Source organism: Streptomyces sp. NPDC048295 (assembly GCF_040652135.1).
In the GTDB taxonomy this organism is placed as follows: Bacteria; Actinomycetota; Actinomycetes; order Streptomycetales; family Streptomycetaceae; genus Streptomyces.
Genome location: NZ_JBEZLL010000036.1, coordinates 15,545 through 30,219 on the forward strand (window position 1 = coordinate 15,545; position 14,675 = coordinate 30,219).

The following is a 14,675-nucleotide window of genomic DNA, read 5'->3' on the forward strand; positions in this document are numbered from 1 at the left end:
TGAGGCGTGGCAACGAACCGATTCGACGGCTCGGGCACGAGGTGCCGGGTGCCGCTGCACAAGGGATCCGGATCCTGATGGGCACCCGGATATCAACGGACATTCCCGGTCGATTCTCGGGAATGGGGCCCTTCCTCCTCGTCTGGTCCGGCCAGGCGGTGTCCCTGGCGGGAAGCGCCGCGGTCCGGTTCGCCTTCATCGTCGAGGTGTGGGCGTCCGGCGGGAACGCGACCTCCGTCACCGTCCTCTCGCTGTGCGCCATGCTGCCGCAGGCCGTGTTCAGTCCCATTGCGGGTGCAATCGTCGACCGGGTGCCCAAGCGCACCGCGCTCCAGATAGCCGACGTCGGCGGGCTCCTCGTGGTGGGCATGCTGGCCCTGCTCCACTACCTCGGCGCATTCCACGCCTGGCAGGTCTATCCGGCGGCCGTACTGCTCGGGATCTGTGCCGCCTTCCAGTTCCCGGCCCTGTCCTCGGCCGTTCCCCTCCTGGTCCGCAAGGACCAACTGGACCGCACCAACGGCCTGTTGGCCGGCGCGAAGAGTGCAGCCGGGATCGGCGGCCCCGCGCTGGGCGGTCTGCTCGTCGCCCTCTTCGGGATCGGCCCGACACTCCTGGTCGACGTGGCGAGCTACGCGTTCGCCCTCATCGGCATCCGGATCGTGCGCTTCGACGGCGACCGGGTGACGAAGGAAGCCGGCGCACCGCGCAAACGGATCACCGCCGATGCCGTCGAAGGGCTGCGCTACCTGTTCCGGGTGCCCGGCCTGCGCGAACTGATCGTCAACTTCTGCGTCGTCAACCTCGTCATGGTCTTCGGCTTCGCCCTCATCTCGCCGATGGTGCTGATCCGGGCCGGCAACGGCGCGCTCGCCGCGGTCAACACCTCGGTCGGGATCGGCGGAGTGGCCGGCGCCCTGCTCATGGCGGCCTGGGGCGGGCCCGCGAACCGGGGCCGGGGCATGATGCTCGGCGTGGTCGGCATGTGCGTGTCCGCCCTGGTGGTGATGAGCCTGGTGGACGGGGTGACCGGCTGGTGCCTGGCCATCCTGGCCGGCGCCCTGCTCATGACGGTGGTCAACGCCTCGATGCAGACGATCGTGCAGACCAAGGTCCCGCACGAATGGCAGGGCCGGGTCTTCGGCGCGGTGATGTTCCTGTCGCAGATCTCCGTGCCCGTGGCCATGGCGGTCTCCGGACCGCTCGCCGACCACGTCTTCGAACCGCTGGCCGCCCGGGGCACCGGACTGTTCACCGTGCTCGGTCCCCTCGTCGGCGACGGTCCGGGCAGCGGCATGGCGGCCATGTTGTTCCTCGCCGGGATCGGCGGGACCGGGGTCGCCGTCTGGGGCCTCGCCAGCCGCTCCATCAGGAACATCGACGACCTGCTGCCCGACCTCGACGCCCCCCGGGAGCCGGCCGGGCAGAGCGAGCACCAGGGAGGTGAGCGCGATGAGGTGCGTGCATGAGCTGTTCGAGGAGCAGGTGGCACGGACACCCGGCGCGACGGCGCTGATCCACGAGGGCGAACGGATCGACTACGCGGGACTCGACGAGCGGGCGGCCCGGCTGGCGGGCCTGCTGGCCGCGCGGGGCATCCGGGCCGGTGACACGGTCGGGGTGTACCTGGAGCGCTCCACCGCACTCGTCGTGACGGTGCTCGGCATCCTCAAGGCCGGAGCCGGATACGTGATCCTCGACCCCGGCTTCCCCGCCGAACGGCTGCGCGCGATGGCCGAGGACGCGAGGACGGCCGTGGTCGTCTCGGCCCGCGACGCCGCGCCCGGCCTGCCCGGCGTGGCGCGGGTGCACATCGAGGACGTCCACGGGGCGCAGCCGCTGCCGCGCGGCGCCGTCCGGGTCCGGCCCGACGACATCGCCTGCGTGATGTTCACCTCCGGGTCGACCGGGCGCCCGAAGGGCATCGCCTCCTCGCACCACGCGATCACGTCCACCCTCACCGGGCAGACCTTCGCCTCCTTCGGCCCCGGTGCGGTCTGGCTCCAGTGCGCGCCGCTGTCATGGGACGCGTTCGCCATGGAGCTGTGGGGGCCGCTCATGAACGGCGGGACCTGTGTCCTGCATCCCGGCGGGCGGCCCGAACCCTTCGTGATGGCACGACTCGTCGCCGAGCACGGCATCACCTCCATGTATCTCTCGTCGTCCCTGTTCAACGTCGTCGTGGACGAGTACCCGCGGGTGATGGACGGACTGCGGGAGCTCGTGGTGGGCGGCGAGGCGCTGTCCGCGCCGCACGCGGCCCGCGCCCTGCGACGCCGGCCGGAACTGCGGCTGAGCAACGGCTACGGGCCCGTCGAGTGCATGGTCTTCCTGACCGTCCACCCGGTGAGCCTCGCCGAGCTCGGCGAGGGCCCGGTGCCGATCGGCCGTCCGCTGGCGGGCAAGCGGCTGTACGTCCTCGACGAGGAACTCCGTCCGGTACCGGAGGGCCGCACCGGTGAGATCTACGCCGCCGGGGCGGGCCTCGCCCGGGAGTACCGGGGACGGCCGGCGCTGACCGCGGAACGCTTCGTCGCCGCCCCGTCCGGTGAGCGTCTCTACCGCACCGGTGACCTCGGGCGGCGGCGGGCCGACGGGGTCCTCGAGTATCTGGGCCGGGCCGACAGCCAGGTGAAGATCCGGGGCTTCAGGGTCGAGCCGGGCGAGGTCGAGAGCGTACTGACCCGGCACCCCGGCATCGACCGGGCGGCGGTCGTCGCCCATGAGCACCCGGCGGGCGACCGGCAGCTGACCGCGTACGTCGTGCCGCGCGGCGGTGCCCCGGCGGACTTCCGCGAAGCGGAGTTGCGCGCCTACGCCCGCGGCGTGCTGGCCGACTACCTGGTCCCGGCGGTCTTCGTACCGCTGGACGCGCTGCCGCTCACGCCCAGCGGAAAGCTGGACCGGGCCGCCCTGCCGGAGCCCGGACCCGCCGCGGCTCTCCCGGGCCGGGCGGCGAGCGGCACCGCGGCCGCGCTGTGCGAGCTCTTCTCCCAGGTGCTGGGCACCGGCCCGGTGGGCCCGGACGACGACTTCTTCTCCCTCGGCGGCCATTCCCTGCTGGCCGCCCGGCTGCTGGGCCGGATCCACACCGTGCTCGGCGCCGAGATCGACATCCGCGGGCTCTTCGAGGCGCCCACCCCGGCGCTGCTGGCCCCGCTCGTCGACACCGCTCCCCCGGCGCCCACCGTGGCACCCACCGCGCCCGGCACCGCCTCCGGCGCGCTCCCGGTGTCGCACGCGCAGCACCGGCTGTGGTTCCTGGACCGGATCGGGGCGGGCGCCGCGTACAACCTGCCGATGCTGGTCCGGCTGCGCGGCACGGTCGACACGGCCGCGCTGGGCGAGGCGCTGGCCGCGGTCGCCGGCCGCCACGAAGTGCTCCGCACCGTCTTCGAGGAGTCCGACGGCGCCCCCGTACGACGGGTGCTGAGCGGGACGGCCGCGCGTCCGCCCCTGCGCCACCTGCGGGTCGCCGGGGACTCGATGGAGCGGGAGATCGAGCGGGAGGCCCGGCGCTGCTTCGATCTGCGTGCCGAACTCCCGGTACGGGCGACGCTGTTCACCAGCCGGGAGCGGCCGGAGGAGCACGCGCTGCTGGTACTGGTCCATCACATCGCCGGGGACGGGTGGTCACTGCGGCCGCTCTTCCGCGATCTGTCGCGCGCCTACGAGGCGCAGGTGCGGGGCCTGGAACCGGCGGGGCTCGCCCCGCTCGCCGTCCCGTACGGGGAGCACGCCCGCCACCAGCTCGACCGGCTCGGCTCCGCGTCCGATCCGCACGCGCTCGCCGCCCGCCAGCTCAGGTACTGGCGCAAGGAGCTGGACGGACTGCCGGCCGGCGGACCGCTGCTGCCCCGCCGCGCCGGGCGTCCCGCCGTACCCGGTCCGGCCGCGCGGGTCGTGGTCCGCCGGCTCGGCGCGGCGGCCCACGCCCGGCTGGTCGACGCGGCCCGCGCCCGGGGCGCCACGCTCTTCATGGCCCTGCACGCCGCGCTGGCCACCGTGCTGGTGCGGGCCGGGGCGGACGAGGACCTGGCGATCGGCGCGCCGGTGGCCGGGCGCGCCGGGGACGGCAGTGTCGAGGACGTCGTCGGGTTCTTCGTCAACATGCTGGTGCTGCGCACCGATCTGTCCGGCGATCCCACGGCGGCCGAGGTGCTCGCCCGGGTACGGGAGACGGACCTCGCCGCGTTCAGCCACCAGGACGTGCCGTTCGAGGACGTGGTCGGCAGCCTCAACCCGCCCCGGTCCCCCGGCCGCCAGCCGTTCACCGACGTGGTCCTGGCGCTCCAGAACAACGCACGGGCCGAGGTGACGCTGCCCGGTGCCGAGCACGGCGTCGAGATCGTGCGCACCGGCGCCGCCCGGTTCGAACTCCTGGTGGATGTCACGGACTCCACCTCCGGGCAGGGCGCACCGGACGGGCTGACGCTGACGTTCGAGTACCGCGGGGAGGCGCTGGAGGCGGAGTTCGTCCAGTGGCTCGCACACGCCCTCCCCGAGGCCCTGGAGGCGGCGGCGGCCGCCCCCGACACGCCCTTGTCGCAGCTGGGCCTCACCGCGCCGCCCCGGCGGGCCCGGGAGAGCGACCGGATCGCGGCACCGGCCCGGCACCGGGGCTCCGCCGGGCGCCCGATGACCGCCCTGGAGCAGGAGATCGCCACCGTGTGGGGCGAGGTCCTCGGTGTGCCGGTCGCCCGCCCCGACGACGACTTCTTCGCGCTCGGCGGCAACTCCCTGCGCGCGGTGCGCGCCGTGGCCCGGCTCGGCGCGGGCCGGCCGGTGACGGTGGCCCAGCTGTTCGCCTCGCCCACCGTGGCCGCCTTCGCCGCCGAACTGGAACGGGCGGTCGCCAGACCCGCGCCGCCCGCCGTGTCCGCCATCCCGCGCCGCCCCAGGGTGCCGCGCCGTCCGCAACCCCAGACCCAGACCGGCAGAAAGCAGGAGGAGTGGCAGTGGACCTCAGTGTGATGTTCTTCGGTGCGGACAGCACCACCGCCGGCGAGGCCCGGCACACCGAGACCTACGAGGACATCCTCGCCGTGGCCCGGACCGCCGACCGGCTCGGGTTCCACGCCCTCTGGACCCCCGAGCGCCACTTCCAGCAGGTGGGGCAGGTCTTCCCCAGCCCGCCGGTGCTCAGCGCGGCGCTCGCCGTCGCCACCGAGCGGATCGGGATCCGCGCGGGCAGCGTCGTCCTGCCGCTCCACCACCCGCTGCGGGTGGCGGAGGACTGGGCCGTCGTGGACAACCTCTCGCACGGGCGGGTGGGCCTCTCCGTCGCCACCGGCTGGCACTCCAAGGACTTCACGCTGGCCCCCGGCAGTTACGCGGACCGCAGGCGGTCCGCCCTGGAGACGATCCCGCGGCTGCGGGCGCTGTGGGCGGGGGAGGCGGCCGAGTACCCCGACGGCACGGGCACCCCGGTCTCCGTGACGCCCCAGCCCCGGCCCGTTCAGGACACCCTGCCGCTGTGGCTCACCACGTCCGGCAACCCGGAGACCTGGGAGGCGGCCGGACGGCTGCGCGCCGGGGTGCTCGGCGCGACCGTCGGGCAGAGCCGCGACGAGCTGGCCGAGAAGATCGCCCGCTACCGCGCCGCCTGCGCCACGGCCCCCGACCAGCGGGGCACCGATGCCCACGGCCGGGTCACGCTGATGGCCCACACCTTCGTCGGCACCGATGACTCGGAGGTCCGCCGGATGGCGGGCGCGCCGCTCAAGACCTATCTCGCCTCGTACGTCCGCCAGACCGCGGCGAACCGATCGGCGGACGCCACGACGGCGGCCCTCACCCAGGAACAGACCGCGATGCTCGCCGACTTCGCGTTCGAGCGCTATCTCAGCTGGGGCAGTCTGCTCGGCTCCCCCGGCCACTGCGCCAAGATGCTCGCCGATCTGGCCGAGCTGGGCGTGGACGAGGTCGCCTGCTTCATCGACTTCGGCATCGGACGCGACGACGTACTGGCCGGGCTGCACCGGTTGGCCGAACTGAAAGAGAACCTGTGATGAGCGCCCCCACCGTCTCGCGCCCCGTCCCGGGTGGCGCGTCCCCTTCTTCCATGGCCGACCGGTTCGGCGCACTCGGCAGGGAGCAGCGCGTCCGTCTGATGCGCCGTCTGCTGGAGGCCGGGCGGGCCCGTGAGATACCCGCCGTCATACCGCCGCGCGACCCCGCGCGCCGGGTTCCGCTGAGCCCCGCGCAGCACGACCTGTGGGTGTACGACTCGCTGTATCCCGGCACGCCCGCGCTCAACCTGTGTGCCGCGTACCACTTCGAGCAGCCCGTCGACCCGGCGCATCTGGAGGCGGCGCTGACGCTGATCCAGCGTCACCACGACATCCTGCGGACCCGTATCGTGACGGACCCGTCGGGCGAGCTGCACGTCGAGTTCGACGACGACGCGGGCTTCGATCTGGAGCGCGAGGACCTGCGGGGCACCGCCAGGACGATCGACGAGGCCTTCGAGACCTTCCGCAGCCGCCCCTTCGACCTCGGCCGGGACAAGCTGATCCGGGCCCGGTTCGTCCGGGTCGGCGAAGAGCGCTCCACCCTGATGCTGAGCCTGCACCACACCATCAGCGACTGGTGGTCGTTCGACGTGCTGCAGAACGAGTTCGCGCAGGCGTACGGCGCCCTGCGCGACGGACTCCGGCCGCCCCTCACCCGGCCCGCCGTCCAGTACGCCGACTTCTCGTCCTGGCAGAGCGAGCTGGAGGAGTCCGGGGTCTTCGCGAGCCGGCTCGATTTCTGGCGGCGCTATCTCGCCGACCCGCCCGGTCCCCTCACCGTGCCGGGCGGCGCCGCCGCCGTCACCGAGGGCGACGGCATCGCGCAGGTCCCCTTCCACGTCGACGCGCCGACCACCGCCGCCGTGCGGGCCCTGGCCCGGGAGCGCGGTGCCTCCGTCTACGTCGTGCTGATGGCCGCGTTCGCCGTCCTGGCGCACCGGGTCAGCGGCGCCGACGACCTGGTGCTCGGAACCCCCATCGCCAACCGCGCGGCCAAGGGCCTGGACCAGGTCATCGGGTACGTCATGAACGCCGTGCCGACCCGCTGGAAGGTGACACCGGAGCGGTCCTTCGCCGATGTGCTCGCCGGGTTCGCCGTCGACTTCCCGGATCTGATGGCCAACTCGGACGTGCCGGTCGGCCGGATCGTGTCGGCCGCCGCGCCCGAGCGCAGTGCGGGCCGGGCCCCGCTGTACCAGTGGGTGTTCATGCACCTGACACAGCAGCCGAGCGTCTCGGTGATGAAGGAGTTCGCGGAGCCGGAGCGCATCCACACCGGCGGCGAACACGACCTGGTCGGCGTGGTGAAGGACAGCGGTGACGGCATGGAGGGCAGCTTCGGGCTGCGTACCGATGTCTTCAGCCCCGAGACGGTGGCCCGCTGGACGCAGTGCTACGTCGAACTCCTGCGGCAGATCACCGCCGACCCCACCGCACTCATCGGGGACATCGACCTGGTGCCCCGCGCCATGCGCGACGAGCTGCTCGCCGGTTCCGCCGGGCCCGCCGCCCCCGCCCCCCTCTCGCTGCCCGAGCTGGTGGCGCATCACGCGGCCCGTACACCGGACGCACCGGCCGTCGAGTCCCCGGGGCACACCCTGAGCTACGGCCGGCTGGACGACCGGGTGGCCCGGCTGGCGGGGAGGCTGGTCCGTCTCGGGGCCGGCCCCGGTCGGGTCGTGGCCCTCGCCCTCGCCCGCGGCAGCGACTGGCCGGTGGCGGCGCTGGCCGTACAGCGGGCCGGCGCCGCCTATCTGCCCCTCGACCCGGCCCACCCGGCCGAGCGGCTCCGCCGGGTCCTGGCCGAGGCCGCGCCCGTGCTCGTCGTCACCGAACCCGGCGCCACGCCCCTGGAGACGGGGACGGCGACCCTGGTCCTCGACGAGGACGCCTGGTCCGGGGAGCCGCTGCCGCCCGGCTGCCCGGCACCGCACGATGTCGCCCACGTCATCCACACCTCCGGCTCCACCGGCACCCCCAAGGGCGTGGTCGTCACCCACGCCGGTGTGGCCGCGCTCACCCGGACCCTGGTGGACGGTGTGGGACTGGACGCCGACAGCCGGGTGCTCCAGCTCGGGCCGCCCTCCTTCGACATCTCCGTCGGCGAGCTGTGCCTGGCCTTCGGCTCGGGCGGAACCCTGGTGCTTCCTCCCCCGGGCCCGCTCGTGGGGGAGGCCCTCGGGACGGTACTGACCGGGCGCCGGATCTCCTGCGCGTTCGTCCCGCCGTCCGTGCTCGCGACCGTACCGGCCGGATCCCACCCGGATCTGCGGGCCCTGGTCGTCGGCGCGGAGGCCTGCCCGCCGGAGCTGGTGGCCCGCTGGGCCACCGGGGGGCGGCGCTTCCACAACGCCTACGGGCCCACCGAGTCGACCGTCGTCTCCACCTTCTCCGGACCGCTGGACGCCGACGGCACGGTGCCGCCCATCGGCACACCGGTGGCGGGCACCACCGCCTATGTCCTCGACGAGCGGCTCCGTCCGGTGCCGGCCGGGACGGGCGGTGAACTGTACCTGGCGGGTGAGGCGCTCGCCCGTGGCTATCTGGGCCGCGCCGCGCTCACCGCCGAGCGGTTCGTCGCCGACCCCTACGGGCCGCCCGGCAGCCGCATGTACCGCACCGGTGACCTCGCCCACCGGGACGACAGCGGCCGCACGTACTACCTCGGGCGCGGCGACGAGCAGGTGAAGCTGCGCGGGCTGCGGATCGAGCCGGGCGAGATCGCCGCCGCGCTCGCGGAACACCCCACCGTGGAAAGGGCGGTGGCCGTCGTCCGCCACGACCGGGCCGGCAGCGACCGGCTCATCGCGTACGCGGTGCCCGCGCCGGGAGCGGAGATCGACGAGGACGCACTGCTGCTGCACGCCTCCGGGCGCCTTCCCGCGGCCATGGTCCCAGCCGCCGTGGTGGCCCTGGACGCGCTGCCGCTGTCGTCCCACGGCAAGCTCGACCGGAACGCCCTGCCCGCGCCCGCGCCACGGACCACGGACACCGTCCGGCTCCCGGGGTCGGCGCGCGAGGAGATCCTCTGCGGGCTCTTCGCCGAACTCCTGGACCTCGAACAGGCCGGTGCCGACGACGACTTCTTCCGGCTCGGCGGCGACAGCATCATGGCGATCCAGCTCGCCGCCCGGGCGCGGGCGGCCGGGCTCGTGCTCTCGCCGCACGACGTGTTCACCGTACGCACCCCGGCCCGGCTGGCCGTGCTGGCCCGCACGCCCGACGCCGACACCCCGGAGCAGGAGGACACCGGCACCGGGCGGCTCCCCCTCACCCCGGTGATGCACTGGTGGCGCGAACAGGTGCGGGACACCTCGACGTTCACCCAGTCCATGTTGTTCCCGCTGGCGCCCGGCACCGGACTCGCGGCGATCCGGGCGGCCGTCTCCTCGCTCGTCGAGCGGCACGCCGCGCTGCGGATGCGCCTGGTGCGCGGCGACGACACCGGCTGGGAGCTCCAGGTGCCCGAGGAGAGCGCGCCCGCCGACGCGGCGGTCGTCCAGGTGGCCGTTCCGGCGGACGCCGATCTCCACTCCCGGGCGACGGAGCTGGCGCGCACCATCGCCCTGCGGCCCGAGCACGGTGAGATGGTGCGGGCGGTCCGGCTCGACCCCGGCCCCGGCCGGCCCGGCGCCCTGCTGCTGACCGTGCACCACCTGGCGGTGGACGGCTTCTCCTGGCGCGTGATCGGCCAGGAGCTCGCCGCGGCGCTGGACCCCGGTGCCGAGGGCGGGGCCGCGCCCGCCAGGAGCGCCTCGTTCACCCGGTGGTCCCGGCTGCTCTCCCAGGAGGCCGGGCTGCGGCTCGGCGAACTCCCCTGGTGGAAGCGGCAGCTGGCGGACGACACGGCGAGACTGGCCGACGGTCCGGGGTCGGACGGGCGGCGGGAGACCCTCACCTTCGAGCTGGATCCGGGGCTCACCCGCAGTGTGCTCCTGACCCTGCCGGGCGCCTTCAACTGCCGGCCCGACGCGGTGATGCTGACCGCGCTGACCGCGGCGGCCGTCCGGCGGCGGGGCACCGGCTCCGCGCTCGTCGTCCATCTGGAGGGCCACGGGCGCGAGGCCGTCTCCGCCCAGGTCGACGTGTCCGGCACCGTCGGCTGGTTCACCACGCAGTACCCGGTCCGGCTGGACCTCGGTGCCGCCTCGGTGACGCCCGGCGGCCGGCCCGGCGAAGCCCTGAAGTGCGTCAAGGAGCAGCTGGCGTCGGTGCCCTCCGGCGGGCTCGGCTGGGGTCTGCTGCGCTACCTCGACCCCGCGAACGGCCCGGCGCTCGCCGCGCTCCCGGCCCCCGACGTCCGCTTCAACTATCTGGGCCGGTTCGCCGCGGGCGACGCGGCGGGCGGGCGGCTGCTGGAGCCGGGCCCGGACGCCGTGCCGCTGGCGCACACCCTTGAGGTGGACGTGCTGGCCCGTGAGGAGAACGGCGAGCCCGTTCTGGAGGCGAGCTTCTCCTATCCGTCGGGGGTGCTCACCGAGGACGAGGTGCGCGCACTGGCCGCGGCGTGGTCCGAGGCGCTCGGCGTCCTCGCGGACCACTGCGGGCCGGACGACGGAGCCGTCCACGCCCCGTCCGACTTCCCCCTCGTCGACCTCACCGGCGACCAGCTCGAACTGCTCGGACAGGACATGGACTTCGACGACCTCGACGCCGGCTTCGACGGCGCCGGCTCCACCGACGGCGCAGGGGAGCGACGATGAACGCGCGCATCGCGGACGTGCTGCCGCTCTCCCCGCTCCAGGAGGGCCTGCTCTTCCAGGCCGCCCGGCAGACCGAGGGACCCGACCCCTATCTGGTGCAGGCCCGGTTCGTGACCGGCCCCTCGGTCGCCGGGGAGACGGTCAGGGCCGCGGTCACCGCGCTCCTGGACCGGCATCCGAACCTGCGCGCCTGCTTCCGCCACGAGCGCCTGGACCGGCCGGTCCAGGTCGTGCCGAAGGCGGTCCGGGTGCCGTGGACCGAGGTGGACCTGACCGGTCTCGCCCCGGACGCGGTGGACGTGCGGACCGACGAGGTGCTGCGCGAGGACGCGGCGCTCCGCTTCGACCCGGCCCGCCCGCCGCTGGTCCGTGCCACGTTCCTGCGGAACGACACCGGCGCGGAACTGATCGTGTCCTTCCACCACATCCTGCTGGACGGCTGGTCGATGGCGGTCGTCGAGCGGGACCTCGCCGCCCTCGTGGCGGGCCTGCCGCTGCCGCCCGCCGCGCCCTACCGGGACTACCTGGTGTGGCTGGGCGGCCAGGACCGGCACAAGGCGGAGGCCGCGTGGTGCGAGTCGCTGGAGGGGCTGGAGCGGCCCGCGCTGCTGGCCCCCGCCGGGCCGGACACCGCACCCGACCGTTCACGGCTGTGGCTGACCACCGGCCTCACCGAACTGCTGGTCCGGCGGGCCGCCGGAACGGGCGTCACCCTCAACACCCTGGTGCAGGTGGCCTGGGCGCTGGTCCTGGCCCGGCTGACCGGCTCCCGCGACCTGGTCTTCGGCGCGGTCGTCTCGGGGCGCCCGCACGACCTGCCGGGCGTCGAGTCCATGGTGGGCCTCTTCATCAACACCCTGCCGGTCCGGGTGCGGCTGCGGGACGGCGAGCGGGTGGAGGAACTGCTCCTGCGGATCCAGGAGGAGCAGTCCCGGCTGCTGGAGCACCACCACGCCCGCACCGCCGAGGTGCAGCGCGCCGTGGGGGCCGGTGAACTCTTCGACACGGTCGTCGCCTTCGAGAACTTCCCCCGGGGCACGGGGGGCGACGACGGCCCCGGAGCCGTCCGCCTGGTGAAGGTGGCCGACGCGACGCACTACCCGGTCACCGTCGCGGCGGTCGCCGAGGACCGGCTGCTGCTGTCGGTGAGCTGCCGCCGGGGCATCTCCGCCGACGCGGTCGCCGGGCGTCTGGCACATGTGCTGGAGCAGCTGGCCCGCTCCCCCCGGACACCGGTGGACGACATCGACGCCCTGCCCGCGGCGGAGCGGCGGCGACTGCTGGCCCTGGCCGACGGCCCGGCCCGGACGCCCGCCGAACCCGCCACCCCGGCCGCCCGGTTCGCCGCCCGGGCGGCCCGCACCCCGGACGCACCGGCCGTCGACACGGACGGCGAGCTGCTCAGCTACGCCGGGCTGGACGCCGCGTCGGACCGGCTGGCCGGCCGCCTCCTCCGGGCCGGTGTGGCACCGGGACACACCGTGGCCCTGCTGCTCCCCCGTTCGGCGTCCGTGGTCGTGGCCCAGCTCGCGGTCCTCAAGTCGGGTGCCTGCTGGCTCCCCCTGGACCCGGCGCAGCCGCCGGAGCGGCTGGCGCGGCTGATGTCGGCGGCGGCCCCCTCACTCGTCCTCACCGCGGGAACGGGTCAGGCTGCCGCCCGGCTGCCCGCCGGCACCCCGGTGCTGGACGTCACCGAGGAGTCCGGGGCCGCGCCCTTCGAGGGCGTACCCGCCGATCCCGGGGCCGCCGCCTGCGTGCTCTACACCTCCGGCTCCACCGGGGAGCCCAAGGGGGTGGTGGTCCCGCAGCGGGCGATCACCGAACTGGCCGTCGACGCCCGCTTCGCCGGCGGTGCCCACGACCGGGTGCTGCTGCACAACCCGTACACCTTCGACGCCTCGACCTACGAGGTGTGGGTCCCGCTCCTGAACGGCGGGACGGTGGTCGTCGCCCCCGCCGAGGCGGTCACCCCCGACCTGCTGGAGCGGGTGGTCCGGGAACGCCGGGTCACCGCGCTGATGCTCACACCCGAACTCCTGCGCACCGTCGCGGAGATCGCGCCCGGGGCACTGTCCGGGCTCCGCGAGGTGTGGTCCGGCGGCGACGTCCTCGCGCCCGACACCGTGCGCCGGATCCGGGAGCACTGCCCGGACACGGTGGTCGTCAACGGTTACGGCCCCACCGAGACGACGGTCTTCGCCACCGCGCACACCGCGTCCCGGGACTCGGCGGGGCAGCCGGGCGCCGTCCCCATCGGGCGTCCCCTGGACAACACCCGCGCCCACGTCCTGGACGCCCGGCTGCGCCCCGTTCCGGCGGGCGCCACCGGTGAGCTCTACATCGGCGGCAGCGGACTCGCCCAGGGGTACCTCGGGCGGCCGGTCCCCACCGCGGAGCGGTTCGTGGCCGATCCGTACGGGCCGCCGGGCAGCCGCATGTACCGCACCGGGGACCTGGCCCGCTGGACGCCGGACGGCGTTCTGGAGTTCGCCGGGCGTGCCGACGACCAGGTCAAGGTGCGCGGCTTCCGCGTGGAGCCCGCCGAGGTCGAGGCCGCGCTGGCGGGCTGCCCCGGCGTGGCCCGGGCCGTGGTCGGTGCCCGGCGGGACGCGTCGGGCGGCAAGCTGCTGGTCGCCTGGCTGGTACCGGCCGGGGACGAGGGCGGGGAGGATCAGTGGGAGCGGACCCTCGCCCGGGTGCGGGAGCACGCCGCCGAGCAGCTGCCGGCGCACCTGGTGCCTTCGCTGTGGGTCCGGATCGACGAGGTGCCGCTCACCCGCCACGGGAAGGTGGACCGGGCCGCGCTCCCCGACCCCGGACCCAACGGAGAACCAGCGGCCCAACGGGCGCCGCGCACCGCGCGCGAGCGGGAGCTGTGCGCGCTGTTCGGCACGGTGCTCGGGATCCCCGCGGTCGGTCCCGACACCGACTTCTTCCTGGCGGGCGGCCATTCCCTGACCGCGCTGCGCCTGAAGTCGAAGATCGAGACGCTTCTCGGCGTACGGATCCCGGTCTCCGCCCTGTTCGACGCGCCGACCCCGGCCGCTCTCGCCGCCCGGCTCGACGCGCCGCCGCCCACGAACGGCCCCGCTCCCCGGACACCGCTGCGCACCACCCGCGAGCGCCGCGCCCCCGCGACGGCCTCCGACGAGCCGCACCGCAACAGTCTGGAGCCGGTGCTCACCCTGCGCACCGGCTCCGACCTCACCCCGCTCATCTGCGTGCACCCGGGGCTCGGTCTCAGCTGGTCGTACGTGAACCTGCTGCCGCACCTCGACCCGGACCGCCCCGTGCACACCCTGCAGAGCCCTGCGCTGCTGAACGGCGCAGGTGAACTCCCGGCCACCATGGGCGCGATGGCGGAGCAGTATCTGCGCCGGGTGCGAGAACTCCAGCCGCACGGACCGTATCTGCTGATCGGCCGGTCCTTCGGCGGAGCGCTCGCCCACGAACTGGCGGTGCGGCTGCGCCGGGCCGGCGAGGAGGTCAGGATGCTCGCCGTCGTGGACGCCATGCCGATGCCGGAGGAGATCAGGCGCACCCCGCTGGACCCCGCCGCCGTCGAGGACGAGATGCTGCGCATCCTGCTCCACTCCCACGCACCGGAACTTCCGCCCCCGTCGGGGCGGTTGGAGCGTTCCGCGGTGTTCGCCATGGCGCGCGACGGGGCCTTCGACGGCCTCTCCCCCACTCGTCTGCACAACCTCGTCGACGCCGGGGCCCACCACACCCGGCTCGTACGGAAGTGGCGCCCGTCCTTCCACGACGGCCCGACGACGCTCTTCTCCGCGACGCTCGACACGTGGCCGACCACAGCCGAGAAGACCGAGGCCTGGCAGCGCGTGACCGCCGCGCTCGATGTGCGCGAACTGCACTGCGGTCACAGCGACGTACTCACTCCGGGCCCGGCGGCCGAGATCGCCGCGGTCCTCGAAACCGCCCTCCGAGGGGACTGAAA

At 74.6% G+C, this 14,675-nt stretch carries 5 protein-coding genes; all 5 read left to right on the top strand.

Annotated features, from left to right (window positions below; translation table 11 throughout):
- Nucleotides 1-122: 122 nt before the first annotated feature.
- Genes AB0D53_RS36420 through AB0D53_RS36440 form a run of 5 tightly spaced genes read left to right on the top strand, consistent with a single transcriptional unit; the run spans nucleotide 123 to nucleotide 14,673 of the window.
- A complete protein-coding gene (locus AB0D53_RS36420) occupies nucleotides 123-1,469 on the top strand; it encodes an MFS transporter (protein WP_362453652.1) in 1,347 nt (448 codons plus the stop codon).
- The gene (locus tag AB0D53_RS36425; RefSeq protein WP_362453653.1) at nucleotides 1,453-4,974 is read left to right on the top strand and encodes an amino acid adenylation domain-containing protein; all 3,522 of its coding nucleotides are present in this window, start codon (nucleotides 1,453-1,455) and stop codon (nucleotides 4,972-4,974) included. Before AB0D53_RS36420 ends, AB0D53_RS36425 begins: the two co-directional genes overlap by 17 nt.
- Entirely contained in the window at nucleotides 4,959-6,011 is a 1,053-nt protein-coding gene (locus tag AB0D53_RS36430; RefSeq protein WP_362453654.1) for a MupA/Atu3671 family FMN-dependent luciferase-like monooxygenase, read from the top strand. The genes AB0D53_RS36425 and AB0D53_RS36430 overlap by 16 nt, the downstream gene beginning before the upstream one ends.
- Complete coding sequence (locus tag AB0D53_RS36435; protein ID WP_362453655.1) at nucleotides 6,011-10,717, top strand: amino acid adenylation domain-containing protein; 4,707 nt, start codon at nucleotides 6,011-6,013, stop codon at nucleotides 10,715-10,717. Before AB0D53_RS36430 ends, AB0D53_RS36435 begins: the two co-directional genes overlap by 1 nt.
- On the top strand, nucleotides 10,714-14,673 hold the full coding sequence (locus AB0D53_RS36440) for an amino acid adenylation domain-containing protein (protein ID WP_362453656.1): 3,960 nt from the start codon (nucleotides 10,714-10,716) through the stop codon (nucleotides 14,671-14,673). The genes AB0D53_RS36435 and AB0D53_RS36440 overlap by 4 nt, the downstream gene beginning before the upstream one ends.
- Nucleotides 14,674-14,675: the final 2 nt, after the last annotated feature.